We start from the raw sequence: 26,187 nt of genomic DNA, 5'->3' as shown, positions 1-26,187 counted from the left end.
AGAGCTAGGATTAACCAACTATGGCGCACAGCAACAAACGGGTTCTCATCGTTGTGAAATCCCCAATCACTAGAGATCCCCGCGTTCGTCGACAGATCCAATGGCTGACGGACGAGGGCTGGCAAGTCGACACCGTTGGCCCGGTTGGCCATCACGTTCCGGGAGTAGAGACACACTTTGGGGTGAGCCACGCTCCGGCCTGGACTCGCTCCCGACAGATTTCCCCAATCCTGTACGCGCTGGTCCCACACGGTTTCTTGTTCCGCTACCTGCTGGAGAACCGCATTCCGAATGCGGTCAAGCAACGAATTCCAGCCAACCACTATGACCTAGTTCTCTTTAACGACCACCATTTCTTGCCGTGGATTCGCAGCCGAGCAGTTTTCACTCGCGAGGTGGTTGAGCGGGGCATTCATCTGGACATGCACGAATACGTCCCTCCGCACGCAGCGCACGATAGTCGGTGGCAAGTCTTTGCTGCACGCTACGTCGGCTGGGTTCGCAGCTTTATTGGCGACCGACGATTTAGCACTCGATCCACAGTTGCTTCAGGAATCTCTCGACTCTACGTCGCTGAGTTCGGAATTCGCCCTCTATCAATCGTGCGTAGTGCGCCGGCATATGTCGAGCAAGAACCGAGCCCCGTTGATCCGACTGCGATTCAGCTTCTCTATCATGGCGCGGCCAACGACATGCGTGGGATCCCTGAAATGCTCACCGCAATGGAGCACGTATCCCCCCGTTTCCGGCTCACTCTTATTCTTGTCGGCGATCCCGCCAAGATAGACGAGTATCAACGTTGGGTTCAAGCGAAGAACCTACGTGTGGATTTCGTTGCACCCGTTCCTGTTGACGAAATCGCCACCCACATCAACCGGTACGACGTGGAAGTAATGTTTTTCCCTCCGCGCACTCGAAATCTCGAGTTCGCCCTCCCCAACAAATTATTTGAGGCGCTGCAGGGCCGCCTCGCCCTACTGATGGGCGAAAGTTCCATGATGACCGAGCTGGTCCGAGAATACTCCAACGGAATCGTCACCGAAGGTTGGTCAGCCGAAGAATTGGCGATCAGCATCGACTCGTTGACGGCCAGCACCGTTACGGTGATGAAGGCAAACTCTGATCGCGCCGCCCGAGAAATTTCCGCGGAATCCGAACGTTCCGCATTCTTCGCGTCGATCAGAAATGTTGAGATTTAGATCAGACGCGATCGCTAAGTCTCAAGTTAGACAGTTCAGGAGTCGATCTCGCTCTCGTAGGCGGCGAGCCATAATGGGCCGCGACTCGACGAGCAGTCAACAGTTATGATTGGCTCATCATGGCCAAACGCACTCAACGGGCCCTCATCATCGTGATGTCGCCCATTACTAGGGATCCGCGCGTTCTGCGACAGATCGAATGGCTCACCAGCGAAGAGTGGACAGTCGACACTGTCGGGCCCGCCGGTCATCACGCACCCGGCGTGGATACGCACTTCGGTATCAGCGAGGCACCGCGGTGGATTCGCTCACCTGTGGGTTCCGCGATTCTCTATGGCGCTCTGCCGCACTATGTCAAGTTTCGAATCCTCTTGGGCAACCTCATCCCAGCCGTAGCGAAGAAGCGCATATCGACGAATCGCTATGAATTGATCCTGTTCAACGACCACCACTTTTTGCCGTGGCTCCGCGACAAACGAGTGTTTACGCGCGAAGTGGTCAAGCACGGAATTCATCTCGACATACACGAGTACGTACGACCGCGGGTGCCCCGCGACAGCCTGTGGCGAATGTTTGCAGCCCCTTACTACGACTGGATTCGCACTTTTATTGGCGATAAGCGTCTAAGCACACGGTCGACCGTGGCCTCCGGTATTTCGGAGTTATACGCGTCAGAGTTTGGGATACCGCAGATGTCTATAGTGCGGAATGCGCCGGCATACGTCGAACAAACGCCGAGCTGGGTGGAACCCGATGCAATTGAGTTGCTGTATCACGGTGCCGCCACCGATGTACGTGGCATTCCTGAATTACTTGAAGCGATGGAAGTACTTTCGTCACGTTTTCGGTTGACGCTCATCCTCGTTGGCGAGGAAAACAAGATCGCCGAGTACAAGCGCACGGTGCGGGACAAGAATCTGCGTGTCCACTTTGACGATCCTGTCCCTGTAGAACAAATCGCTACGCACATCAATAAATATGATGTGCTGATCATGTTTTATCCGCCGCTCAATCGGAACCTTGAATTTGCACTCCCGAACAAACTGTTCGAAGCATTGCAGGCGCGTTTGGCGCTCGTCATGGGCGAAAGCACGATGATGACGGAGATCGTTCGGGAATACGCAAACGGCGTCATTGCACCGGGCTGGTCAAGCACAGACTTAGCCGCGAGTATCGAGTCGCTTTCCACGGAAGAAGTCGTGACGATGAAAGCGAACTCGGATCGCGCCGCCCGAGAAATTTCCGCGGAGTCTGAGCGTGCAGCATTCTTTGACTCGATCACGAGGGATAACAGTTGACTCAACGGCGCATACTGCTCATCCCGTATTCGAATGTGAAAGAAGACCCCAGGGTTCGGCATCAGATTAATTGGCTCGCGAAAAGCGGCTGGACGGTCGATACCCTCGGGCTGGGAGAACACCCTGCCGACGCTGTGAGCACTCACTACGAGCTAGTGGCACAGCGCCAGTGGGTCCGTTCCCGCTTGGGATCCATGCTGATTTACGGCATCTTTCCCTCTCAGGCACGGTTCCAGTTTCTGATGCTCGACCGCATTCCGAAAGAGCTTCTCGTAAAGATTCCCGCTGGTGTCTATGACTGCATAGTCTTCGAGGATTACCATTTCTTGCCACTTCTGACGCGACGCAAAATTTTTACCCCGCTAGCCCTCACACGTCAGATCCATCTGGACATGTTTGAGTACCGGGATCCGAGGCTCGAGATCTCAAGCATCCGGCGGCGATTAACAGATCGTTACTATCGGTGGCGGCGTTCACTTATCGGTCATTCGGCTATTGATACCCGTACGACTGTTGCCAGTCGAATAGCCGAACTCTACGCCGACGACTTTGGAGTGAAATTACCCAAGATCGTTCGAAACAGTCCCCCTCCTGAAGACCTCACACCCTCCGAAGTATCGGACGACAATATCAAGTTGGTCTTCCATGGAATGGCAAGCTGGGCGCGCGGATTCCGTGAGATATTTGCTGCACTCCCACTGATTGACCGACGGTTCACGATGACCTTCATGTTGACCGGGAACCAGACGCTCATCGCAGAAGTGAAGAAGCTTGCAGAGCCGTTCGGCGATCGCGTCATCTTCGTGAGCCCGGTAGCGATGACCGAAGTACCATCGCGCATCAACGAATTCGACCTCGAAATCATTTTCCTTCCGCCAAAGACTGCGAACCTCGAATACGCGCTGCCCAACAAGCTCTTCGAAGCAATCCAAGCGCGCCTCGGGGTAGTCATCGGTCAAAGTCCAATGATGGCGCAGATCGTGAACGAGTTTGACGTGGGCATTATCGTACCCGGATGGGCTCCCGACGACCTCGCGGCAACGATCAACTCGCTCACCGCTGAACGAGTTCGCGAACTGAAAGACGCGGCCCACCAAGCGGCCGATGTGCTCAATGCAGACGCCGAAGGCGAAACTTTTCTCGCCGCAATCGGCGAGTACTCAGAAAAACGACGCTCACCCGAAGCACGGTCGCGATGAAGACCCAGCGAAGCCATGCCATCATCGCGACCCGCGTCTACGCGCCCGAAGGGACCGCTGCCGCCTATCGCCTTGAGCAGTTGGCTGCGGAGCTTGAGTCACGCGGCTACTCGGTGACAGTGTTGACAACGAAAGCCCCTGGAGGGCCACGAAGCACTGACCGGGTGCGTCGCTGGCCCGTTCTCCGAGACAAGTCAGGATCGGTCCGGGGTTACCTCCAGTACGCAAGTTTTGATATCCCATTATTTTTTAGACTGCTATTCGCGCCACGAGCAGATTTTGTTGTTGTAGAACCGCCTCCAACAACAGGTCTCGTCGCTCGAGCGGCACTGGCGATTCGCCGCATCCCTTACTTCTACTACTCGGCTGACGTCACGTCGGCAGCCGTGAAAACGATTCAGGCTCCCTCTCTGGTAATCAAGGCCGTCACAGCGATGGAACGTTTCGTACTCAAAGGCGCGCGCGGAGTACTTGCGGTCTCCGAAGGAGTACACAATGAACTTCGCGAGCTCATGGTCGACCATTCCAAAGTAACCGTCGTTGGCACCGGTGTTGATACGTCAATTTACCGACCCGATGGACCCTATTCACGCGCTCAGACACCGTATTTCGTCTATGCCGGAACCATGTCGGAATTTCAGGGATCTGAGGTTTTTGTCGAAGCGTTCGTGCGTATTGCTCAGCAACATCCGAGCGTTCGCCTCATGATGTTTGGAGGCGGTGTCGACGTGCAGAAACTCAAGAAGCTAGCGAGCCCGGTCAGCGACCGGGTGGAGTTTCTCGGATTCGTTGACTCAGAAGTAGTCGCTTCATACCTCCGCGGAGCACAGGCCGGACTAGCCTCCGTCCGCCCCGGACTCGGGTACGACTTCGCCATCCCCACGAAGGCTTTGGTGAGTGTGGCCTGCGGAACCCCGCTCATCTTTGCTGGGGTCGGACCGGTCCGTGACATTACAACCGCACACGCGCTCGGCTGGGCCGTCGACTGGGAAGTTGCCCAAGTCGCAAACGCAATGTTGGAAGCCGCGAGCGTGACGAAACCAGAGCTGCCTGAGGACACCGTAAACTGGTTGGCCGAGCACTACTCTCTACAGGCAGCCGCTTCGCGTGCGTGCGACGCCATCGCACTTAGCTTGTCCGGTACAACGCCCAAGTAAAGTCGTGAGTGGGCACGTAGGCCCGCAGCGCCGAATCGCCACCCCAGGAGAACTTGTGAAAAACGCATGGAAATTGTATCGAGAGATCCTAAGCGTCCTGCCGCCCAAAGCCCAACGATTCCTCGTGCGCTACTCACTCTCGTTATCGCTGCTAGCTACCTTGGATGCAGCCGCGCTCGGCCTCCTCGCTGTCGTCATTGGCCCGATTATCAACGGCACAGATCCAAGCTTTCCACTGATCGGAACGGTGAGCGGAAACGGAATTCTGGTTGCCATCGGCCTCATTTTCCTACTTATCATTCTGAAAGGAGTGTTGTCGATACTGGTTATTTGGCGCGCTACGCGAGTGTTCGCTAATTTTGAGCTCGTCATTGGTTCCAGATTGTTTGATAGCTACGTCAGATCAGGATGGGCCGAACGCCTTAAGCGCAACTCCTCAGACGTCGTACGACTTACTGACAGCAGTGTCGCTTCAATGGTCTCAAGCTATCTTCGACCGATAACGACTCTCCCCGGCGAGGTATTCAGTTTTGTTGCGGTCGTTGTTGTTCTTGCGTTCGTGCAGCCGCTTGTTGCACTAACCGCACTCGTCTATCTCAGCATCCTCGGCGCGATCCTGTTCTTCTGGGTTACGAAACGATCGCGACAAGCAGGCCAAGTGGGATTGCGCTACGCGCTGCGCAGCTCTCGCCTGATCACGGAAATGGTTGGTGCGCTCAAGGAAGTGACGCTGCGCGACAAATCCCAAGAAGCAGCTGATGTCGTGCGCAGCAATCGACGCAGAACCACTCAAGCCAGATCGAATGCTCAATTTTTGGCACAAGTGCCACGATTCATTTTGGAATCTGGGCTCATCGGTGGTTTCGTTGTTGTCGGACTCGTTGGGCTAGCCAGTGGTGGCGTTGCCGAAGCAACCACAGCGGTGGCGCTATTCGGCCTCGCTGGCTTCCGAATGGCCCCTTCTGTAGTTAGGTTCCAATCAATCGTCTCGCAAATGGCAACGAGCGAGCCTCAGGCACGAGCGGTTCTGGCTGAAATCAAGCGTTCCGAATTGAACACGAATGACGACGAAAAACTTGGCCTAGAAGAACTTGCAGCCAATCCCGCAAACCTCACACTTAACGATGTCACCTTTCAATACAGCCCGGGCACGGCAAACGCACTGAATGAAGTGAGCCTAAACATTGCATTCGGTTCGACGGTCGCATTTGTCGGCTCGTCCGGCGCTGGCAAGTCGACAATTATTGACATTCTTCTTGGACTCATGAAACCGACCTCTGGTGACGTGGCGATAGACGGCGTGGCGCTTGGGAGATTGACGCGCTCGTGGCGATCCCATGTCGCTTACGTCCCTCAAGACGTTGCTCTTTTTGATTCGACTGTCGCCCAGAACGTCGCGCTCACCTGGACAAATGACTATGACGAAGACAAGGTTCGCGAGGCACTGCGCCAAGCACAGCTCCTCGAAACAATCGAGTCGAGAGATGGAGGAATCTTCGCACGAATCGGTGAGCGCGGACTCTCCCTCTCGGGTGGACAACGACAGAGACTAGGAATCGCCCGCGCACTCTACGCGGAACCGCTATTCCTGGTCATGGACGAGGCAACGAGCGCACTCGACACCGAGACAGAAGCGGCGGTCGGGGACGCAATTCGCAGCCTCAAGGGCTCGATGACAATAGTCACCGTGGCGCATCGCCTATCGACCGTGAAAGAAGCTGATCAGATCTTCTTCATGCGGGACGGCTTCTTAGTAGAGTCCGGGACATTTAGTGAGCTCATATCCAAGGTTCCTGATTTTGCAAAGCAAGCGAAGCTCGCCGGCCTAAACCCGAGCTAAGAAGAGACTCGTTGATGCGCGAGAAGGGCGTCAACCACAGCTACCGAAGCAGTGCCGGTTCCATAAGGTGCTTCCGTAGTATCCGCTGGGCGTTCCCGCTCGACGGTCGAAACAAGTTTCGACAGGTCCTCACTCACGAGTTGATTCCATCCGAGCGAAACAGTCTCAACCCATTCGGTCTCGGGACGAATCGTCGTGCAGGGCACACGCAGCAAGAATGCCTCTTTTTGCAGACCACCCGAATCCGTGATGACTCCCGCGCTTTGGCTCACCGCGGAAACTAGCTCCGGATATGCCAACGGGCTGATCACCCGAATGCTCCCCTGGCTCAAATCAATCTGGTGAGTCTCAGCGAAAGCTGCGAGCCGCGGATGCGCAGCAAGAAGCACCGGAAATTTCAATGCGCCGAGTTGCGAAAGAATCTCGGCCAGTCGCTCAGGGGCATCAGTGTTGTCGGGGCGGTGCAAGGTCGAAAAATAGTACGCGTTGGGCTCGACACCGTCGGGGAGCGGAACTGGATTCTCAAGAACGCGGTCGCGTACGGAGTACAACACATCAGTCATCACATCGCCGACCAAGACAGACTTATCTGCGAGCCCCTCGTGCGCGAGATGATCCATCGCAACCTGTGTGGGAGCGAGGAGAAGGTCGGCCGCGTGGTCGGTCAGTACGCGATTGTGTTCCTCGGGCATCCGGCGATTGAAGGATCGCAACCCAGCCTCGAGGTGGGCAACGGGCACATGGATCTTGATAGCCGCGACCGCCGCAGCCAAGGTTGAATTGGTGTCACCGTATACAAGGACCCAGTCAGGCTGGTACTGCTCAATGACAGGCTCGAGCTGAGCGAGCATGGCTCCCGTCTGTTCGCCATGCTTGCCCGAACCAATCGCAAGATTCACATCAGGCGCATCAATGCCAAGGTCGCGGAAGAACACGTCTGACATGAGTTCGTCATAGTGCTGGCCAGTGTGAACAACGATGTGTTCAGCTCGTCCCTTCATCGCTTGGGAAATCGGAGCCAACTTTACAAACTGTGGGCGCGCGCCCACGACACTTAGTACTCGCACACCAGAGAGCCTAGCAAGCCCGCCGCATCGGATGATTCAGTCCAAACCCCATAAGCTAATGACCAATGGTCTCCGCAGAAAATACCCCCCACCTTCTTTACGTGGCTTGGGCGTTCCCTCCCGCACGAAATGCGGGCATGTATCGCGCACTCGCAACCGCGAATGCATTTGTCCGTGCCGGTTGGCACGTTACGGTTCTCACTGCGACCGAGGACACCTACGAGCGATTGACCGGGTCTGATCCTGAAACGCTCAATTCAGTTGATCCACGAATATCTGTAGTTCGCATACCCTTCGACCCCGAACGTGGCGACACCAACATTGGTTCGTGGTCACGGTTACGAGTGTTCTCAACGCTGCTGTGGAACGCCTCCCGGTGGCTCGTGTCGCTGGCTCAATTTCCTGAGCTGGCATATGGATCGTGGCGCAAGCCGCTTGAGCGAGCAGCCGAGCAAATCAACGCATCTACTCCGGTCGATCTGGTCATTGGAACCGCGAACCCGAACGTCGATTTCGCCCCAGCAAACTACTTGAATCGCCGCTTCGGCACCCGCTTTGTCATTGACCATCGTGATGCTTGGCACCTCAACGTTTACTCTGGAAAACGGGTAGGTAAACGCTGGTACCGATCAAACCGGCTCGAGCGGTCACTTCTAGCGCGGTGCACCGAAGCATGGTTCGTCAACACACCCATCGAGCAGTGGCACGCCTCTGAGTACCCGCAGGCTGCCGAGAAATTTCACGTCGTAGCGAACGGGTACGACACAAGCTTTGCCAGCGACGAAAACAGTGTTCGGCCGGCGAACGCGCCGTTAGTCTTTGGATATTTGGGCACCATCTACGGTCCGATCCCCCTCCGCGAGGCGCTAGAAGGGTGGGCGATCGCCCGAGCGCGGATGCCCCAAGTGGCGGATGCGCAACTGGTTTTCCGCGGACGTCTCGGCCACTTCGCCGAAGCCGATCAAGAGGCGGCCAACCTATTGAAGTCGTTCGAGAGTCAGAACGTCAGCTATGGCGGCCCTGTCAGCAAGACACAAGTGTCAGCGACGTACCAAGACTTCGACGCCCTGCTATTGATCATTAGCAAGAGTAAGTACGTGACTAGCGGCAAGGTCTTCGAGTACGCGTCGACAGGCTTGCCCATCGCGGCGCTTCACGACCCCGTCACCGCGGCCACAGGAATTCTCGAGGGCTACCCGAGCGTGCATCCTGCCCAGGGCGTCAGCGCGGAAGCATTCGCCGACGCCATTGAATCCGCGGCGATCGCCGCCGCGAATACCACCCCGCACTCACGCGAGGCTGCGCGACGCTGGTCCGAGCATCTCGAGCGCGATGCGCAATTAGCGCCGCGAATTGCTGCGCTCCGCGCGACGATTGAAAGTGGTCGACAGTGAAAAAAGTGCTACTTCTCTTGGGCGGCATTCCTAACTCATCCGCGGGCGCAACACTGACGGGTGAGAATTCGTACTTGAAGACTCTGCTCGAAGAGGACGCCGGCAACGTCGACCTAACTGTGCTGTCGTTCGGTTTTACTCGTGAAGCCCAAGGCCTCAACCGGAGCATCCGGATTGACACTGCGAAATCTCCCGCACTCGACCGCCTCCTGACGGCCACTGGGGCCGGAACTCTTTACGCGCGACTCGCGACGTTTCCCATCGGCCGACTCATCAATTCTGTCGGACCACTCGACCAAGGCAGAGTTTTTTGGCGACACCTACGGCGGGATTCTCAGGCGCTCGACACGCTCAAGAGAGCCGACATCATCGTCGCCGCCGACTTAGCGGCAGTGAAGACTGCGTGGATCGCAAGTAAGCGCGGTTGGTGCTCCCACGCCGAATACGACACTAGGGCTTACGGTCTCGGGCTCAATTTTGCGGTTTCAGATGCAGCAGACGAGCAACGGCCTTAGATTAGCGCGCTAGCCAGCGTAGGTCGTCGTCAAGAGTTGACTGACGCGTTCGGGAGTAAAGAGACCCTCTACGGTCGCTGAAATTTCCTGGGCGCTGATCGGCTCGGTCGAGGACCGCAGGTCGAGGATTGCTTCTGCATAGGCGACTGGATTCTTGGCATCCTCGACGAACCGTGAGACCCCCGGTGCGGAATAGTCAACTGCACCGGTATCGGCACCGCTCACGACCGGGCGACCGTGCGAAAGTGCCTCAGCCACAACGATGCAAAAGTTATCACCCAAGGTGGGCAGGAGAAACATGTCGGCCGCGTCTAGCTCCTTGCCAACCTCGGCCTCACTGAGTGCACCACGGAGCGTCAACTGGTTCTCGAGCCCTAAGTCACGCGCTCGCGCAGTAAGTTCGTCACGCTGAGGGCCTTCGCCCACCCACGTCAAGTGGGCTGCGACACCCCGACTCTTCAACTCAGCTATCGCCTCAAGAGCGCAGATCGCGCCCTTCCGCTCGATAATTCCGCCAACACCGACGACGCGCAGTACAGCCGAATCATTGGGAGCGGGGACTACGGTCGAAGGCGGAACAACCACGCAAGGAATCGTGACAATTGGCTTACTGCGGACCGTGCGGATTGTTCGAGCCAGTCGCTCGCACGCAACAATTACCGCGTCGGGACGAGCGAGAATCGGCATGAGCGCGCGACGACTGATGCGCCCTCGCGGCGACAGAGTTTCCGGCGCAGTTAACCCTGACCAATGCTCGGTGTGCACCCAGCGCGTGTTCTTGCCTGGTCGGGAAAACGCGAAGAGAATAATCCCCGAGAGAGCGTGCGTGTGAACGACATCCGCCTCGTTTGCTGCAGCCCGCACCGCTTTAAGGGCCGAAAACCAGTCGCGAACGCGCCACCTGTTGAACGGAACACGCAGAGTGGGCACCCCCCGAACCTCGGTCGCACCACTTCGCGACGATGCAGAAGGCTCCGAATCGAGGTGGAGCACTTTCACCGTGTGATCCGCGCGTAGCGCGAGGGCATCCCGCACGACAAAGATCCCAGACTCAACGGAGCCGGGAGCAGGGAACCACGGAGTGACCATCAGTACGCGCACCGCATCACGATAGCATCGCGCACGGTCATGCTTCTTCAGGCGAGGTTCCTGCAACCTGCCGTCGTTCAGCGACCACAACGTTCGTCCATTCCGAGCAACTAGACTTGTCTAGTTCGCACGCAGATGGCCACGCAGACACAAAGGACCCTATTTCGTGAAGATCGCAGTTGTTGCCCTCGGTAAGATCGGCCTGCCATTGGCTGTTCAGTTCGCCTCGAAGGGCCACGACGTTGTGGGCGTTGACATCAACGCCGAGTTCGTCGACCTCATCAATAAGGGCATCGAGCCATTCCCCGGTGAAGCGCACCTGCAGGAGCACTTGAGCGAACTCGTTCCTGCCGGAAAGCTTCGCGCAACCACTGACTACGCCGACGCTATTCCCGGAGCCGACGCCGTTGTGCTCGTTGTGCCGCTGTTCGTCGACAAAGACGCAAAACCAGACTTCGGCTGGATGGATGTCGCGACTCGATCACTGGGCGAACACTTGACTCCCGGCACCCTCGTTTCCTACGAAACCACTCTGCCGGTTGGCACGACCCGAAACCGCTGGAAGCCACTGCTCGAAGAGGTCTCCGGCCTCACCGAGGGCAAAGACTTCCACCTCGTCTTCTCCCCCGAGCGCGTACTCACCGGGCGAGTCTTCGAAGACCTCCGCAAATACCCCAAACTCGTTGGTGGTCTTTCCGACGAAGGAGCCAAGCAGGCAACCGACTTCTACAACGCAGTACTTGACTTTGACGAGCGCCCCGACCTGGCTCGCGAAAACGGTGTCTGGGATCTCGGTTCGGCAGAAGCATCCGAACTCGCCAAATTGGCAGAAACCACCTACCGCGACGTCAACATTGGGCTGGCCAATCAGTTCGCTCGCTTCGCCGGCCAAAACGGCATCGACGTCTACGCGGTCATTCAGGCTACAAACTCGCAGCCGTTCAGCCACATCCACCAGCCAGGCATTGCCGTCGGTGGCCACTGCATCCCCGTCTATCCGCGTCTGTACCTCTGGAATGACCCTGACGCCACCATTGTGCGTGCCGCGCGCGAAGCGAACGCAGCAATGCCCGACTACACAATTGGCCTGCTCGAGGGCGCCCACGGCGACCTCACCGGTGCCCGCGTCGTCGTCCTCGGGGCTGCTTACCGCGGCGAAGTCAAAGAGACTGCATTCTCGGGCGTCTTCGCCGCTGTAGATGCGCTCAACACCCGCGGAGCAACCGTGCTCGTGCACGACCCGCTCTACACCGACGAAGAGCTCACCAAGCTTGGCTTCGCTCCGTACCATTACGGTGAGCCGATCGACGCTGCGGTAGTGCAGGCCGACCACAAGGAATACCGCACTCTGAGCGCCGAGCAGTTGCCCGGCATCCGCACCTTTGTTGACGGACGCCGTGTGAGCAGCGCCGAGCAGTGGCCCGGAGTTACCTACCGCGTTATCGGGAAGCCGACAGCTTAGTTTCTTCGCTGCTGTCGATCTCAGGTACCAGCGCCGCTGAGATCGACATCTCGCGCACCAGAATAAACACGAGACTTGCGAACGCAGCCGAGCCCACCGCCCACACGATCATTGGCGCGGGAGCTCCAGACCAGAACCATTCCGCACCGGAATTCAGGTTCCACCCGGGTACGTCATTGCCCGTGATGTAGCGCCGCATATTCATATGCAAGGCCACCAAATAGGCAGCGGCCAGCGACAAGACAACAGCTGCCGACTGAACGCGCCCGAGCACGAACCGCTTGCGTCCGGCTTGCAGAACTAAGAGGCCGCCAAGAAGCACAATCAGCGGCAGAATGTACCGAGGCTGAACCTGCTCCCCGACCTTATCGCCGCCCGCCGTCAACACATAGGCAGGAAGCGCCCAGAGCACAAACGCGACGCCCGCGACTACGAACGCCTTTCGGCCATTGAGCACGCTAAGACCGAGAAAGCCGACACCAATAAACACCGCCAACGCCAAAACCATGACGAGCGCGGGCATGGCAGTGTCGATCCACCCCAATCCCCAGCCTCCAAAAACGCCAGTCCACAATGACGGAACATTGAGGATGTTGTATGCCAGCAGACCGAAACCAGCCAAATTGTCGATGGTTTCCGCAGTGCTCGGGCCTCCGACAGAGGCGTTTGAACCACCGCTAAATCCCGTGAGGCCACTGGAAGTCTGACGCGAGGTGAGGAAGAAGACCACGCTTACGAGGAGCATGACCACAGGCAGCGCCGAACGCACGACAAACCGACGCGAGCGTTCAAACGCGAGCACCCCGACGACACCAATTGCTCCAGCGACATACAGTGCTGAGTCACCACGAGAACCGGCGGCCATGAATACTGCGAGCGCAAATAGAGCCCCGAGCGCAATAGTCTTGCCACGGCCCGTCGTCTCGTAATAGCCCAAAAGCGCGAGCCACGCAGTTCCGACCCCGGCGATTGCCCAACCACTGGGATTGTTCGATGCGATCAAGAACAGCCCGAGCGGCATCGTAGTGATCAGCCAGCCCCACACCAGTGCGGGGCGGCGCTGAATAGGAAGCAACACGTAGAGAGCAGTAGTTATCCCCACGAAAAGGAGGATGTTAAATAACCGCATCAGCATGACGGAAACAAGAATGTTGTCCCCCACGAATACACTCATCGCCGAGTAATACAGGGGTGGGTAGGCCCCGACAAAATTGCCGCGTGCGGTTTCAACGAGTGCGTCAGTCTCAAAATCGAGACCGTCCTGACACACAGCACTAGAGGTTGAGCGGAACGCATAACATGGCGATTCCAACACTGCTTCGGGGACAAAGCGCGACTTCTCGACCGAGCCGGGCTGACAGTAAGCGTCATCGCCCGTTGAACACCAAATACTCACCAGGTGGTAATCGTCATCAGGCGATGATCCCATCGGCGAGGCAAAAGCCCATGCCGATAGGGCGATGAGCGCCAGCACAGGAACAAGCACGATGAGACGAAGGCGCTTGAAAATTGGGGTGCGCACGGACGCAGGAGACGGTTGAGAGCGTCCGGGTACCATTCGTACAGGCTATATCAGAGAGCGCGAACGTGGTCGGAGGCCTCAGTGAGGTTTATGGGCTTGATGTCAGCGGTGATTCGGTGGCTCGGCAGGAGAACCGCAAGTGCGGCCGCGAAACACAGCGAACCAACAATCCAGGCGATGTTTGGAGTGATCAGTAGCGCCCACCACCATTCGCGCCCGGCGTCGAGATTCGCGTTTAGCGCGTCAATGCCGGTCACGTACCTGCGGATATTGAGGTGGAGCGCAATGAACTGTGCACCAGAAAGCGCCGAAACCACCAACCACACCTGTGCGCGCGACAATCGAATGGCCTGATCGCGCGAGGTGAAAAATACTGCGCCAATGAATACGATGATCAACGGAAGCAGGTATCGGGGCTGAAAATCTTCACCCACATCTTTGCCCGCGAGCACAAGCAGTGTCACCGGAACAGCGGCGAGAGCAGTCGCTCCCAAGATCATGACTATTGATTTGCGCAATGACGAGGCGCGGGCTGCGGCGAAACCAACACCAATAAGCGCAGCGAGCGCGCTCCCCCACACGAGTGAGGGCATCGAAGTATCGAGCCAGCCGAGGCCCCACGACTGACCAAAGATTCCGGTCCAGATCGAGGGCACCTCAGTGAGGTTGTATGCGATACGGGGAATGAGCACGCCAAGCGTCAATTGCTCGTCCAGACCACCCGTCACAACATCCACTGATCGTGACGAGCGAAATAGCACCGCACAAATTACAAAGCCCGCAACCGGCAGCAGCGACGACAGCCAGTAACGTCGCGTGCTCTGGAACGCGAGAATAGCTGCCGCGAACACCGCCAACACGAAGAAGATCGTGGCATCACTGCGAGAACCGGATGCCATCACCGCGGTGAGCAAGAACACCGCGCCCAGCCCAATCCGCTTTCTGCCGTATGCCTCATAGAAGCCGAGCAGCGCAAGCCAGCCGTATCCAATACCCATGAGAGCCCAGGCGCTCGGGTTATTGGACGACAGCACAAAGAGGCCAAGCGGTACGGTCGTGAGCGCCCACTGCCACACCAAAATTTGGCGACGGTTGACCGGCAACAGCAGGTAGAGGGCAACGCCGAGCCCCACAAAAAGTGTGATGTTTATGAGGCGCATCACGAGCACGGAGGCGTGGACATCCGACCCCACAAACAGGCTCATGGTGCCGTAGTAGACCACGGGATATCCGCCGGCGAAGTTGCCTCGTTCAGTCTCTTCTGTGGCGCCTGCGGTGAAGTCGATTCGGCTCTGGCATCCAGCGCTCTTGTCGGCGTCGTAGGCGAAGCATGCGGGGTCGGCGACGGGGGGTGGCACAAGTCTGGTGCCAGGGTCGCCACTGGGCGCGCAGTACTCAGAATCGCCTGTGGCGCACCAGATGCTGGTCAGATGAAAGTCATCATCGGGGCTAGAACCGACGGGCGACGAGAGCGCCCACGCCGCGAGCGCAGCGAACACCAGAAAGGGCGCCACGAGCAGGCCGATTCGACGGTCTGAGCGTGACAACACGGAGCGCACGCCAGTAAACATTGGATAAAGCTAACGCGAACAAACTCAGAGTCTGCTGTGAGCGACCGCTAACGGCGCAACCGCGCGAACGCTTTGTCTACTGTCGCCTTCACTCCGGTGTGCCGAAGGTGGTGCCACGCCATGCGCAGGTCGTGCAGAAGCCCATACGGTTTGCGCACTTTTTGGCCCAACGTGACGCCACGGCGACGAGTTGCTTCGTGGTCGGCCGCATGCTGCGGGTTGGCAACAAAATTCACAAGTGGAGCAAGTGTGCGCTGCCAGTAGAAGTCTTCACGCACTCGAGCGACATTGCGTTGGCACTCGACGATGAAGGCTTCGTCATAGAGCACGCGGTCGAGAGCTGCGGCAAGAGCATCCACATCCTGCGCGGGCACCGTGAGGCCGAGTCCTTCTGTTTCGATGAGGTCAGCAAAGCTGTCGCCCTCGGTAACCACCATGGGCAGTCCGGCCCAGAGGTAGTCGAGAATGCGCGTGCGAAACGAGAACGTGGTTTCGATATGCGACATGTGGGTGCTGACTCCGGCATCCGCTTCGGTCAGATAGTTCTGGCGGTCGGCGTAGTCGACCCACTCTTCGTTGAAGAACACCGATGTGTTGAGCGCACCGAGTCCACTAGCGAGATCGTGCGACTCACGCACGATGCCCATCTGGTCTACGCCCGGATGCCGGGTGCCCAGAAAATAGAGTTTGGCCGTGTCGCGAGTCTCAGCCAGTTTCGCAACCGCGCGGATCAGAGTTTTGGGATCAAACCAGCTGTAAACCCCGCCGCCCCAGATCATGAGTTTGTCATCGGCATCGATGCCCGGCAGCACGCCCTTGAGAGTGTCGCGGGTGTGAGCGGGCGGCGTGCCCTCGAGCCCAAACGGCACAACGCTGAGGAGGCCTTCGAGGTGCGGATCGTTCTCGTACGTTGCGGGGCTGAGCCGCCCCAGAGCGGCAAGCTGACCGAAGTAGAAGAGTCGTTGGCGCTCAGAGGCACACATAAAGAAATCGCCGAGGGCGAGTTGCTCGTTCAGCACCTCGGTTGCCGTTGTGACGCGCAGCTCCCAGGTCGCGCGCGCGAGCTCACGACCCTGTTCGAGCATTTCGAGGTGCATGGGGTCATAAATGTCGACGACGGTGACCTTGTCGGTCGTGCGCAACACTTCAAACTGGCGCATTGCGTGACCCTGGAATACGACTACGTCGCACCACTGTTCACGCTTTGCGAACGCGTCGTTCTCCCCCGGAGTTACGAGCGTGAGCTCGAAGGGGGCATCCACCTGCTGAAGCTTGGTGGTGGTCATGAGCGTGACCTCGTTGCCCGCTTCTGCGAGCGCGAGCGCCATATTCCACGACCGGATGGCCGGGCCTGCCATCCGCGGCCCGATGGGGTCACCCGTGATGATCAGTACGCGAGTCACCGTGCGGCCGCCAGCAGTCCTTCGAGGTATACGCCGTAGCCGCTCTTGACGAGGGGTGCTGCGAGGGCGGCGAGCTGGTCATCCGTGATCCACCCGGCACGCCACGCGATTTCTTCGATGCAGCCAATCTTGTAGCCCTGGCGGTCTTCGATGACGCGCACGAACTCGGTGGCCTGCACCATTGACTCGAACGTTCCGGTGTCGAGCCATGCAGTACCGCGATCGAGCACGTTCACTTGCAACTGACCACGGTTGAGGTAGTGCTCGTTAATGGTCGAGATCTCGAGCTCGCCGCGAGCACTTGGCGTGATCGACTTGGCGATCTCGATGACCGAGTTGTCGTAGAAATAGAGGCCGGGTACCGCGTAGTTGCTCTTCGGCTCGAGCGGCTTCTCTTCGATCGACTGAGCAATGAAGTTCTCGTTGAACTCAACAACGCCATAGGCGCGCGGGTTGCGTACGTGGTATGCGAAGATCAGGGAACCGTCGACGTCGTTGTGCGTGCGCAGATTCGATCCGAGTCCAACGCCGTGAAAGATGTTGTCACCAAGAACGAGGGCAACCTTTTCGTCGCCGATGAACTCTTCACCAATGATGAACGCCTGAGCCAGACCATCGGGTGACGGCTGTACGGCATACGTCAACTCGATGCCGAGTTCGCTGCCATCGCCCAGCAGCCGCTGGAACTGGGACTGGTCATCCGGTGTCGTGATGATCAAAATTTCGCGGATGCCCGCACTCATCAGAGTCGACAGGGGGTAGTAGACCATTGGCTTGTCGTAGATCGGCATGAGTTGCTTCGAGATGCCCTTGGTGATTGGCCAGAGGCGTGTTCCACTGCCGCCGGCCAGAATGATTCCGCGCATTAGTTGCGTTCCTTTCGGTTCGCCTCGTAGTGCTCCGTGACCGCAGCGTAGGACGGCAACGAGCCGTCTGTTAGTCGCTGGGCGAGAGTGGGCGCTACTTTGTCTTTGGGTGAGAGCACGAGGTCGCCAAGTTCTGGCGGAAATTCAAGACCGATCTCGGGGTCGAGCACGTTTATGTCGTGTTCGGCACCCGGCTTGTAGACATCACTCACGAGATAGGTGAGAGTGGCGTCGTCGGTGAGCGCAATAAAGGCATGGCCGAGGCCCTCAGCGACGTACACGGCACGACGATCAACAGTGTCAAGAATGACCGAGTCCCACTGGCCAAATGTGGGCGAACCCACACGAATGTCGACCACGAAGTCGATGCCGGCACCGTGCGTCACGGTGACGTACTTGCCCTGCCCGGGAGGAACATCCGCATAGTGGATGCCCCGCACAACGCCGCGCTGAGAGACCGAAGTGTTGGCCTGCCGAAGGTCGAGCGAGTGGCCAACTATCTCTTCGAGTTTGTCGAAGCGGTACCACTCCAAGAAAACGCCGCGGTCGTCAGCGAATTGTTTGGGGGTGATTTCGTAGGAATCAGGCACCGAGAGTTCACGTATCTGCACACCCGGAATCCTACCCGGCGAGCCTTGGAAGTCAGTTCAGGACGCCCACGGAGCCAGTTCTGCGGCGCAAGGCGTCAATCGAGGTCAGCCCCCGCGTCAGTCGACGGGCTGCAGAACGTCGCGCACGGCGTCGAGCGTGCCACGCGAGAAGTGACCGTAATCGCCGGCGAAGTAAGCGCGAGCAACGGCGGGAATTCGCCGCATCCGAGTTTCGGGCAGAGCGTTGCGCATTCGTTCGTGATCAAGCTTGGCCAGCGCGCGGTGAACTTTGTCATCGCTCACGCGCGAACCGAGTCGCTGCAGCCGGTCGACCAGCACCGAGATATTGGTTTCGAGCCGAGCGTTACGGGCGCGACGAGGCTCCATCATGCGCCCGAACTTGCCCCCAAGCGTCAGCTTCGTCGCACCGATCTGGTTGGCCCCATGCTGGCGATAGTCAATGGTGGGCTGCTCGATAAAGTCGGTCGAGGCGACTGCTGCGGCGATCAGGCCCAGCCATTCGTCGTGAACCCACGACGAAGGGAACGGTGCCGCATACTCCACGAGGCTCCGACGAAACACAGTGCAGGCGCCCGTCACTAGGTTGCGGCGAAGCAGTGCCGAGAACGCGTCGCCGTTGTGGATGCTCGCCACCTCGCCTCCGCTCACACCGAGTGCCTCGGCGAGCGTGTGGCCGAGCGGCCGCCCCACGGCATCGACGAGTCGTGCATCACTGTGAAGGAGGGCGACTGTGGGCCGCATGGCAAACCCTGCCTCAAACAGCGCAAGCCGCCCCACATGCCACACGTCATCCTGATCGCTCAACGCGATGAGATCGCCGGTGCACGCACGAATTGCTTGCTCAAAGTTCTTGGTCACGCCACGTGGCGTGGTGTTTTCGAAAACCGTGAGTTCAACGGCGGGATAGCGTGCCGCAACCTCGCGAACGCGCGCAATAGTGTCGTCGCTGGAGGCGTCATCCGACACCACAAGCTGCTGCGGCGCTGGCACTTGCTCGAGGATGCTGACGAGCTGTTCTTCAATGTAGGTGACGCCATTGTGTGTGCACAAAGCCACCGAGATGCTGGGGGTGGGCTCGGGCGCGCTCATTGCTCCAGCCTACGGTGGGGAGGGTGCAGCATTGCGCAACGCCAAGCCAACTATCATTGTGGAGTTATGCCTGCCGATTCCTCCTCCGGAGTTCTCCCCCGCGTCGCAGTGCTGCTGGCGACCCACAACGGTCGCCGTTGGCTTCCCGAGCAACTCGACAGTGTGCTCGCGCAGTCCGGGGTAGAAGTCGAAGTGTTCGCTCGCGATGATGCCTCGACTGATGGCACCGCCGAGTGGCTTGCCGAATGTGCCGCCTCCGAGCCCCGCCTGACAGTCATCCCGAGCGATGGTGCTTCGGGCAGCGCCGCCGCCAACTTCTATCGCCTCATTCAGTTGGTGCCTGCTGATCGCGAGTTCTACGCGTTCTGTGATCAGGATGACATTTGGGTGCCCACAAAGCTTGCGTCACATGTTCGATTGAGTGCCGCGCTCGCGGTTGACGGTGTCTCGTCGAATGTCATGTCATTCACGCCAGACGGCGAGCAGAGTCTCGTAAAGAAAGACTTTCCGCAGCGCCGCTTCGACTACCTACTTGAGAGCCCTGGGCCCGGCTCGACCTTCCTGATGTCGAATCGACTTATTGCGTTGGCCCGCGACTACCTCAACTCCCCCGAGACGACTAAGCCGCCGCAGTACCACGACTGGTTGCTGTACGTGTTGGCGCGGGCACACGGTTGGATGTGGCACATCGACTCGGTGCCAACCGTTGAGTACCGCCAACACGACGCCAACGTTATGGGTGCCAATGTCGACGCCCGCTCCGCCTTCTCGCGGCTCGCACTCGTACGCGAACAATGGCACCGCGGTCAGGCGCGCCTCTTGGCACGCATCGCCCTCAGTGTGGCCGACAACGAACTTCGCCCAGAACTGCTCCGGATGCGCGACCTCGTCGATCAGCGAAACCTTCGTGCTCGCTTTGCTTTGGCTCGTCGCGCGTCACAACTCAGGCGACGCCCAAGAGATCAGTGGATAATTGCGCTATTGATTGGCGCTGGTGTGTGGTGAACGGACAATCTGACGTGAATGGGCAATCTGTCGGGAACGGACAAGGCAATTCTATGAAGATTCTCGTCGTCGGCGGCAGTGGCTTTATCGGCACTCGCCTCCTCGAAACCCTGCACGAGCAGGGGCACGAATTCACCAACTTTGACCGTCATGTGTCACCACGCTTTCCCGAGCAATCAGTGACCGGGGATGTGCGCTCTGCCGAAGAACTTACTGCAGCAGGCGCCGGCCACGACGCGATCATCAACCTCGCTGCCGAGCACCACGACGACGTTTCTCCCCTGAGCCTCTACACCGAGGTCAACGTAGGTGGCGCACACGCTCTTGTCGCTGCAGCGGAAGCCAATGGCATCCAGCGCATCGTGTTTACAAGCACGGTTGCGCTATATGGGCTCGACAAGAACAATGCCTCAGAAGACTCGGTGCCCGAGCCGTTCAACGAATATGGCCGCTCGAAGCTCGCAGCCGAAGGTGTGTTTAGCGCATGGGCCAACGTGGATGCCGCACGCTCGCTGGCCATCGTTCGCCCCTCAGTTGTGTTCGGCGAGGGCAACCGCGGCAACGTCTATAACTTGGCAAAGCAGGTTTCTTCTGGCCGCTTCATCATGGTCGGCAAGGGCGGCAACAAGAAGTCAATGGCGTATGTCGGCAACATCGTCGGCTACATCGCCAGCCGTCTTGACGCACCTGCCGGTATCGAGATCCGCAACTTCGCTGACAAGCCCGACCTCTCATCGAGCGAGCTCATTGCAATCTTGCGGGAAGAAATGAACGTACACGGCGCCAGCGGCCTGCGTTTGCCACTCCCTCTGGGGATAGCTGCTGGCTACGTTTTCGATGCTGCGGCTAAAATCACCCGACGTACTTTTCCGATTAGTGCGGTGCGCATTCGCAAGTTTGCGGCCGACACCACGGTGAACACTGACCGTCTTCGCGACTCCGGCTACACCGCCACCTACAGCTTGCAAGAAGCACTCAAGCGAACACTCGCCTCAGAGTTTCCTGCCACCGGCGCTTCAGCACCGACCACAGGCTCACTACCCAATACCGACAGGAACCCTTCATGAAACTTCTCGTGACCGGTGGCGCCGGATTCATCGGCTCAAACTTTGTTCGACGCACCATCGAAGACACCTACCCCGGGCTCGCCGGTGCAGATGTCGTGGTGCTTGATGCGCTGACGTACTCGGGCAACCTCGAGAATCTCGCTCCCGTGGCCGACTCCCCCCGGTACACGTTCGTTGAGGGCGACATCCGCGATGCTGACCTGCTCGATCGGCTGCTCGGTGACATCGACGCCATTGTGCATTTCGCTGCGGAGTCACACGTCGACCGTTCGGTTCGCGATGCCAGCGCATTCGTAGAGACCAACGTGCTCGGCACCCAGCGCCTGCTCGATGCAGCGCTGCGTGCAAAAACCCCCCGTTTCGTTCACGTCTCTACTGACGAAGTGTACGGCTCGATCGCAGAAGGCTCCTGGGATGAACTACAGCCGCTTGAGCCCAACTCGCCATACTCTGCGTCGAAGGCCGGTAGCGATCTGCTTGCCCGCAGCTACTTCCGCACGCACGGCCTCAACCTGTCGATCACGCGCTGCTCTAACAACTACGGGCCGTACCACTTTCCTGAGAAGCTGATTCCGCTGTTCGTCACCAATCTGATCGACGGCAAGCACGTTCCCCTCTACGGCGAGGGCAACAACGTGCGTGACTGGCTGCATGTTGACGACCACTGCCGCGGCATTGCGCTAGTCGTTACCAGCGGTCGCGCTGGCGAGATCTACAACATCGGCGGCGGCACCGAGCTCACCAATAAAGAACTCACCCAGATGCTCCTCGATCACACCGGCACTGACTGGTCGTCCGTCGACCGCGTTGAAGACCGTCTCGGTCACGACCTCCGCTACAGCGTCGATATTTCCAAGATCAGCTCCGAACTCGGTTACGCACCCCAGGTGCCGTTCGAGACCGGGCTTACCGAGGCCGTGCAGTGGTACCGCGACAACCGCCAGTGGTGGGAGCCGCTGAAGGCTAAGGCTGCCCTGTGACCCGAATTGCAGTTGTCGGCGCCGGCGGAATGCTCGGCACCGACCTCATGCATGCGCTCAGCGGTCGCGACGCTACCGCGCTGACGCGCAACGAACTCGACATCACCGACCGTGAGGCCGCTCTCGACATTCTCAGTGGCTATAACGTCATCATCAACACCTCGGCGTACACCCGAGTGGATGACGCAGAAGCCGATGAAGAGAACGCCCACCTCGTCAATGCCGTTGGCCCTCACAATCTCGCCCTCGCTGCAGCTCAGCACGGGTCACGACTCGTGCAGCTCTCGACCGATTACGTATTCGACGGCACGGCCACAGAACCGTACGCGGAAGATGCACCACGGCATCCAGTGTCTGCCTATGGACGCACCAAGGCTGCGGGCGAACTGCTCGCGCTTGAGCACAACCCTGGTCGCACCGCAATCGTGCGCACGGCGTGGCTCTATGGCAAAAACGGCTCGAACTTTCCGCGCACCATGCTGCGGCTTGCTGCCGATCGCGACACCCTCGAAGTCGTTAACGACCAGAAGGGGCAACCCACGTGGACCGGCGATCTTGCCGCCCAACTGGTGGCTCTCGTCGATGCTGGCACTCCGTCGGGAATTTTCCACGGCACCAACGGCGGTCACGCAACGTGGTTCGACCTAGCGCAGGCAGTTTTCGTTTGTGCTGGACTTGATCCTGATAGGGTCAAGCCGACCGACAGTTCAGCTTTTCAGCGCCCTGCGCCCCGACCAAGCTTCTCTGTGTTGGGTCATCAAGCGTGGCTCGATGCGGGGATTGAACCAATGCGTAATTGGAAACAGGCGCTTCACTCCGCCTTTGATTCAGGAGCATTGACTGCAGAATGACCACTCTCCGCGTCATCATCGACGAGATGCTCTCGCCGACTCACGGCAGTGTCGCCCGGTATGCAGAAGAGTTGACACGGGGGCTCATCGCGAGTGCGCCAAGCAACTGTTTTGTTGAAGCATTTGTGTCGGCGTCGACCGAAGACGAGTACACACTCATCGCCGAGCGCCTGCCGAACCTCGCCAAGCTTCACAAGAGCGCCCTCGGCCGTCGCGAACTCCGCGCATCATGGCAACACGGGTTCACTAAGGTTCCCGGCAATGGGATGTTGCATGCACCCAGCTTGCTCGCTCCGCTCCGTCGCCACGATCGACTCAACCGCGGTGATCAGATCGTCGTAACCGTGCACGATACGGTGGCCTGGACTCGGCCGGAATCCCTGGGAAGCCGCCGGGCCGGGTGGAGTCGCGCGATGCTCAAGCGCGCAGAAAAGTATGCGGACGCAATTATCGTTCCCAGCCACACCGTCGCCCAACAGCTCGAGGGTATTGCAAATTTTGGCGACCGCGTACGTGTCATTAGCGGCGCGGCCAGCACGAGTCTGCATATCCCCGACAACGTGGATGAGCGCGCCAACGAACTCGACCTGCCATGGCGATTCCTGCTGGCCATCGGCGGGCTGGAGCCACACCGCGGAATCGATTACCTCATCCGTGCTCTTCACGAACTTGAGGACGATATTGCGCTGCTCCTCGTCGGTCCCGAGCCTGGCGACGAAACAGTTGCAGAATTTGTAGCAGCAGAGAAGATCAGCCCCGAACGCGTTCGTTGCATGGGCACGCTCAGCAACGACGATCTGTCGGTTGCCTTCGATCACGCCGCCGCCTTCGTTTACCCCAACCTCGATGTTGGCTTCGGAATGCCCGTGCTTGAGGCACTCTCGTTCGGTATTCCTGTCGTGCATTCTGATGCACCCGCGCTTGTGGAACTAGCTGCGGATGCCGGTGTTGTTGTAGAGCGAGAACCTGCTGAAGGCTACCCCGAGGCGCTTGCCGACGGCATCAGGCGTGTGCTCGATGACGCCCCATTCGCAGAACGCTTGTACTATGCGGGCCAGGATCGTGCTCGCGCGTTCAACTGGCGCATGTCTGCGGAGAAAGTCTGGCAGCTTCACGCCGACCTGTAGAAACGGGGCTAGCTATTCGGTGCTGTCGTCCACGACTGTGGGCGCTGTGGCTCCGGCAACGAGCTGACGAACGTAGTCAAAATCGGGGTACTCAGGATCGATGTCGTTTGCCGGAACCAGCTCAAGCGACCCGATGGGCAGTGCGCGGGTCTTGGAGGCGAGGTTCACGAAGTACCCGAGGCTTCCCTGCGGAATATCGGTCTTCACGACTTTCGCGCTGGCGGCGGCGATGGCCTGAACTTTGGTGAGCACGTTAGACGGCGTGAACTGCTCAATAACCGCCTGCTGCAGTTGCCGCTGGCGCTTCATGCGGTCGTAGTCGCTCGTGTCGTGCCGCGAGCGCGCGTACCAGAGGGCGTGGTAGCCATCCATGACCTGTACGCCCGCTGGAATCCATTCGGCGACGATCGTAAATTCGGCATCCGCGTGAATCGGCACGGCTTCTTCCACATTGATCGTGACACCACCGAGCGAATCGATGAGGTCTGAGAATCCCTGCATGTCGATGAGCGCGTAGTACTGGATGCCGAGCCCCGTAATGCCTTCAACGGCGTCGCGCATCGCCTCGATGCCGGGCGTACTGCCGTTGGCTACTGCGTCTGGGTACAGTTCTGGGGTTTTGAGTTCAACCTCGGTGTAGATAGAGTTGAGCATGCACACGTCGACGGCGCAACCGTATGCTCCATAGCCGTCAGGGTATATGTCCGCGAGCGGCGACCCTGCAACGAACGGGGCGAGCTGGATGTCGCGCGGAAGGCCGATCAGTACTGCCTCCCCGGTTTCAGCATCAATGCTCGCCACGGTAATGCTGTCGGGTCGCAGACCGTCCCGATCAACTCCGGCATCCCCACCGAGCAGCAAGATGTTGTAACGCCCATCGATGGGCTCTTTGGTCGGTGCAGCAATGAAGACGTCGCTGAGGAAGGAATTGGCGGTCGTCGCAACGTAGGCGCCATAGCCAGCGGTTCCTGCGACGACGACGAGAACCACGGCGCTGAAGGCGGCAACGGCCGAGCGGCCGACGGTCGTGGCACGCCCCAGGTTGGCCAGTGACCAAGCGTTGACGGTAAGAATGAGCCACAGAACTGCGTAGAAGGCCAAGATGAGCGCAATCGCTGACAGCCCGAGCGTGCTGCTGCCCACGGTAAGCAGCACCGTTGGTGCGGCAAAGGAAAGAACCACGCTGATGGCCACGATCAGCAGAAACAGAAAGCTTGCAACCACACCGAAGCGTCCGAGCTTTCGGTTGCCGGCGAGCAGTTGAGCCGAACCAGGAATGAGCACGTTGAGGCCGAGCAGCCACCACGCGCGTTTTGTCATCGTCTGCGGCGACCGATCGGCCGGCTGACGGAGGGAACTCGCTGCGCTCACAGGCTCGCGTTCAGTGCGGCGTTCTTGTCGTCAACGAGCGCGTCAAGTTGCGCTGCATATTCGGCAAGTTTTTGGGTGAGCTCTGCGTCACCAGATCCAAGAATCCGGGCGGCCAAGATTCCGGCATTGCGCGCGCCGCCGATCGACACCGTCGCAACAGGGATACCCGTGGGCATCTGCACAATCGACAACAGCGAATCCATACCATCGAGGCGAGCCAGCGGAACCGGAACACCAATAACGGGAAGTGTCGTCACCGAAGCCAGCATCCCGGGGAGATGAGCGGCACCACCGGCACCAGCAATGATGACCCGGATGCCGCGACCAGCCGCTTCTTTGCCGAACGCGATCATCTTCTCGGCACTGCGATGCGCAGAAACCACACTGACTTCGTGGGCGATACCAAAATCTTTGAGAGCAGCGGATGCCTCGACCATGATGTTCCAGTCAGAGTCTGATCCCATTACGACGGCTACTTGCGGTTGAGTCACGGAACCCATGCTA

General features: G+C 58.8%; 23 protein-coding genes. 13 read left to right on the top strand and 10 right to left on the bottom strand.

Going from position 1 to position 26,187, the window contains the following annotated elements:
• The first annotated feature begins 20 nt into the window (after positions 1-20).
• The 5 genes from ACTJJW_RS04550 (at position 21) to ACTJJW_RS04530 (ending at position 6,693) form a co-directional block, all read left to right on the top strand.
• Positions 21-1,199 (top strand): glycosyltransferase, encoded by a 1,179-nt coding sequence (locus ACTJJW_RS04550; RefSeq protein WP_462642955.1) that lies wholly within the window; start codon positions 21-23, stop codon positions 1,197-1,199.
• Positions 1,200-1,318: 119 nt separating this feature from the next.
• Complete coding sequence (locus tag ACTJJW_RS04545) at positions 1,319-2,497, top strand: glycosyltransferase (protein WP_462642954.1); 1,179 nt, start codon at positions 1,319-1,321, stop codon at positions 2,495-2,497.
• Entirely contained in the window at positions 2,494-3,696 is a 1,203-nt protein-coding gene (locus ACTJJW_RS04540) for a glycosyltransferase (RefSeq protein ID WP_462642953.1), read from the top strand. Before ACTJJW_RS04545 ends, ACTJJW_RS04540 begins: the two co-directional genes overlap by 4 nt.
• On the top strand, positions 3,693-4,853 hold the full coding sequence (locus ACTJJW_RS04535; RefSeq protein ID WP_462642952.1) for a glycosyltransferase family 4 protein: 1,161 nt from the start codon (positions 3,693-3,695) through the stop codon (positions 4,851-4,853). Before ACTJJW_RS04540 ends, ACTJJW_RS04535 begins: the two co-directional genes overlap by 4 nt.
• Positions 4,854-4,908: 55 nt before the next feature.
• Positions 4,909-6,693: an ABC transporter ATP-binding protein gene (locus ACTJJW_RS04530; protein ID WP_462642951.1), complete on the top strand. Its 1,785-nt coding sequence runs from the start codon at positions 4,909-4,911 to the stop codon at positions 6,691-6,693.
• Here ACTJJW_RS04530 and wecB read toward each other — a convergent pair.
• On the bottom strand, positions 6,690-7,760 hold the full coding sequence (wecB, locus tag ACTJJW_RS04525) for a non-hydrolyzing UDP-N-acetylglucosamine 2-epimerase (protein WP_462642950.1): 1,071 nt from the start codon (positions 7,758-7,760) through the stop codon (positions 6,690-6,692). The genes ACTJJW_RS04530 and wecB overlap by 4 nt on opposite strands.
• A gap of 65 nt (positions 7,761-7,825) precedes the next feature.
• On the opposite strand from wecB, the gene ACTJJW_RS04520 reads away from it, so the two are divergent.
• The gene (locus tag ACTJJW_RS04520; RefSeq protein ID WP_462642949.1) at positions 7,826-9,154 is read left to right on the top strand and encodes a glycosyltransferase; all 1,329 of its coding nucleotides are present in this window, start codon (positions 7,826-7,828) and stop codon (positions 9,152-9,154) included.
• 5 nt (positions 9,155-9,159) lie between these two features.
• Complete coding sequence (locus ACTJJW_RS04515; protein ID WP_462642948.1) at positions 9,160-9,669, top strand: hypothetical protein; 510 nt, start codon at positions 9,160-9,162, stop codon at positions 9,667-9,669.
• 9 nt (positions 9,670-9,678) lie between these two features.
• Here the strand turns inward: ACTJJW_RS04515 and ACTJJW_RS04510 are convergent, their stop codons facing one another.
• The gene (locus ACTJJW_RS04510; protein ID WP_462642947.1) at positions 9,679-10,770 is read right to left on the bottom strand and encodes a glycosyltransferase family 4 protein; all 1,092 of its coding nucleotides are present in this window, start codon (positions 10,768-10,770) and stop codon (positions 9,679-9,681) included.
• Between the two features lie 154 nt (positions 10,771-10,924).
• Between ACTJJW_RS04510 and ACTJJW_RS04505 the strand changes: the two genes are divergently transcribed.
• Positions 10,925-12,220, top strand: a complete 1,296-nt coding sequence (locus ACTJJW_RS04505) for a nucleotide sugar dehydrogenase (RefSeq protein WP_462642946.1) — start codon at positions 10,925-10,927, stop codon at positions 12,218-12,220.
• Here the strand turns inward: ACTJJW_RS04505 and ACTJJW_RS04500 are convergent.
• The 6 genes from ACTJJW_RS04500 to ACTJJW_RS04475 all read right to left on the bottom strand — a co-directional run bounded on the left by ACTJJW_RS04500 (position 12,198) and on the right by ACTJJW_RS04475 (position 19,282).
• Positions 12,198-13,742, bottom strand: a complete 1,545-nt coding sequence (locus ACTJJW_RS04500) for a DUF2142 domain-containing protein (RefSeq protein WP_462642945.1) — start codon at positions 13,740-13,742, stop codon at positions 12,198-12,200. The two genes, ACTJJW_RS04505 and ACTJJW_RS04500, sit on opposite strands and share 23 nt — an antisense overlap.
• Positions 13,743-13,792: 50 nt before the next feature.
• Positions 13,793-15,313 (bottom strand): DUF2142 domain-containing protein, encoded by a 1,521-nt coding sequence (locus ACTJJW_RS04495; protein WP_462642944.1) that lies wholly within the window; start codon positions 15,311-15,313, stop codon positions 13,793-13,795.
• 47 nt (positions 15,314-15,360) lie between these two features.
• Positions 15,361-16,716, bottom strand: a complete 1,356-nt coding sequence (locus tag ACTJJW_RS04490; RefSeq protein ID WP_462642943.1) for a glycosyltransferase family 4 protein — start codon at positions 16,714-16,716, stop codon at positions 15,361-15,363.
• Positions 16,713-17,582, bottom strand: coding sequence for a glucose-1-phosphate thymidylyltransferase RfbA (rfbA, locus tag ACTJJW_RS04485; RefSeq protein WP_462642942.1), 870 nt, complete (start codon positions 17,580-17,582; stop codon positions 16,713-16,715). Before rfbA ends, ACTJJW_RS04490 begins: the two co-directional genes overlap by 4 nt.
• Positions 17,582-18,193, bottom strand: a complete 612-nt coding sequence (locus ACTJJW_RS04480) for a dTDP-4-dehydrorhamnose 3,5-epimerase family protein (RefSeq protein ID WP_462642941.1) — start codon at positions 18,191-18,193, stop codon at positions 17,582-17,584. The genes rfbA and ACTJJW_RS04480 overlap by 1 nt, the downstream gene beginning before the upstream one ends.
• A 96-nt stretch (positions 18,194-18,289) precedes the next feature.
• Positions 18,290-19,282 carry a glycosyltransferase family 2 protein gene (locus tag ACTJJW_RS04475; protein WP_462642940.1) on the bottom strand — a complete coding sequence of 331 codons (993 nt, stop codon included), beginning with the start codon at positions 19,280-19,282 and terminating at the stop codon, positions 18,290-18,292.
• Positions 19,283-19,348: 66 nt separating this feature from the next.
• Between ACTJJW_RS04475 and ACTJJW_RS04470 the strand changes: the two genes are divergently transcribed.
• From ACTJJW_RS04470 to ACTJJW_RS04450, 5 genes are read left to right on the top strand one after another with little or no spacing between them, the layout of a single operon-like run.
• Positions 19,349-20,287, top strand: coding sequence for a glycosyltransferase family 2 protein (locus ACTJJW_RS04470; protein ID WP_462642939.1), 939 nt, complete (start codon positions 19,349-19,351; stop codon positions 20,285-20,287).
• 53 nt (positions 20,288-20,340) lie between these two features.
• The gene (locus ACTJJW_RS04465) at positions 20,341-21,354 is read left to right on the top strand and encodes an NAD-dependent epimerase/dehydratase family protein (RefSeq protein ID WP_462642938.1); all 1,014 of its coding nucleotides are present in this window, start codon (positions 20,341-20,343) and stop codon (positions 21,352-21,354) included.
• On the top strand, positions 21,351-22,334 hold the full coding sequence (rfbB, locus tag ACTJJW_RS04460) for a dTDP-glucose 4,6-dehydratase (RefSeq protein ID WP_462642937.1): 984 nt from the start codon (positions 21,351-21,353) through the stop codon (positions 22,332-22,334). Before ACTJJW_RS04465 ends, rfbB begins: the two co-directional genes overlap by 4 nt.
• A complete protein-coding gene (rfbD, locus tag ACTJJW_RS04455; protein WP_462642936.1) occupies positions 22,331-23,185 on the top strand; it encodes a dTDP-4-dehydrorhamnose reductase in 855 nt (284 codons plus the stop codon). Before rfbB ends, rfbD begins: the two co-directional genes overlap by 4 nt.
• On the top strand, positions 23,182-24,312 hold the full coding sequence (locus ACTJJW_RS04450; protein ID WP_462642935.1) for a glycosyltransferase family 4 protein: 1,131 nt from the start codon (positions 23,182-23,184) through the stop codon (positions 24,310-24,312). Before rfbD ends, ACTJJW_RS04450 begins: the two co-directional genes overlap by 4 nt.
• A 12-nt stretch (positions 24,313-24,324) precedes the next feature.
• Here ACTJJW_RS04450 and ACTJJW_RS04445 read toward each other — a convergent pair whose 3' ends face one another.
• Together ACTJJW_RS04445 and purE are read right to left on the bottom strand one after the other, a co-directional pair.
• Positions 24,325-25,632, bottom strand: a complete 1,308-nt coding sequence (locus tag ACTJJW_RS04445) for an LCP family protein (protein WP_462642934.1) — start codon at positions 25,630-25,632, stop codon at positions 24,325-24,327.
• A gap of 47 nt (positions 25,633-25,679) precedes the next feature.
• The gene (purE, locus tag ACTJJW_RS04440; RefSeq protein ID WP_462642933.1) at positions 25,680-26,183 is read right to left on the bottom strand and encodes a 5-(carboxyamino)imidazole ribonucleotide mutase; all 504 of its coding nucleotides are present in this window, start codon (positions 26,181-26,183) and stop codon (positions 25,680-25,682) included.
• Between the last annotated feature and the right edge of the window lie 4 nt (positions 26,184-26,187).

The organism is Rhodoglobus galactosidasius, from assembly GCF_054957775.1.
This window is presented reverse-complemented; position numbering and strand designations above follow the sequence as displayed.

What these genes read in the sequence shown, in the direction of transcription:
- ACTJJW_RS04550 (WP_462642955.1), top strand. Translation starts at nt 21, where the DNA reads ATGGCGCACAGCAACAAACGGGTTCTCATCGTTGTGAAATCCCCAATC.
- ACTJJW_RS04545 (WP_462642954.1), top strand. Translation starts at nt 1,319, where the DNA reads ATGGCCAAACGCACTCAACGGGCCCTCATCATCGTGATGTCGCCCATT.
- ACTJJW_RS04535 (WP_462642952.1), top strand. Translation starts at nt 3,693, where the DNA reads ATGAAGACCCAGCGAAGCCATGCCATCATCGCGACCCGCGTCTACGCG.
- ACTJJW_RS04520 (WP_462642949.1), top strand. Translation starts at nt 7,826, where the DNA reads ATGGTCTCCGCAGAAAATACCCCCCACCTTCTTTACGTGGCTTGGGCG.
- ACTJJW_RS04495 (WP_462642944.1), bottom strand. Translation starts at nt 15,313, where the DNA reads ATGTTTACTGGCGTGCGCTCCGTGTTGTCACGCTCAGACCGTCGAATC.
- rfbA (WP_462642942.1), bottom strand. Translation starts at nt 17,582, where the DNA reads ATGCGCGGAATCATTCTGGCCGGCGGCAGTGGAACACGCCTCTGGCCA.
- ACTJJW_RS04475 (WP_462642940.1), bottom strand. Translation starts at nt 19,282, where the DNA reads ATGAGCGCGCCCGAGCCCACCCCCAGCATCTCGGTGGCTTTGTGCACA.
- ACTJJW_RS04470 (WP_462642939.1), top strand. Translation starts at nt 19,349, where the DNA reads ATGCCTGCCGATTCCTCCTCCGGAGTTCTCCCCCGCGTCGCAGTGCTG.
- ACTJJW_RS04465 (WP_462642938.1), top strand. Translation starts at nt 20,341, where the DNA reads ATGAAGATTCTCGTCGTCGGCGGCAGTGGCTTTATCGGCACTCGCCTC.
- rfbB (WP_462642937.1), top strand. Translation starts at nt 21,351, where the DNA reads ATGAAACTTCTCGTGACCGGTGGCGCCGGATTCATCGGCTCAAACTTT.
- ACTJJW_RS04450 (WP_462642935.1), top strand. Translation starts at nt 23,182, where the DNA reads ATGACCACTCTCCGCGTCATCATCGACGAGATGCTCTCGCCGACTCAC.
- ACTJJW_RS04445 (WP_462642934.1), bottom strand. Translation starts at nt 25,632, where the DNA reads ATGACAAAACGCGCGTGGTGGCTGCTCGGCCTCAACGTGCTCATTCCT.
- purE (WP_462642933.1), bottom strand. Translation starts at nt 26,183, where the DNA reads ATGGGTTCCGTGACTCAACCGCAAGTAGCCGTCGTAATGGGATCAGAC.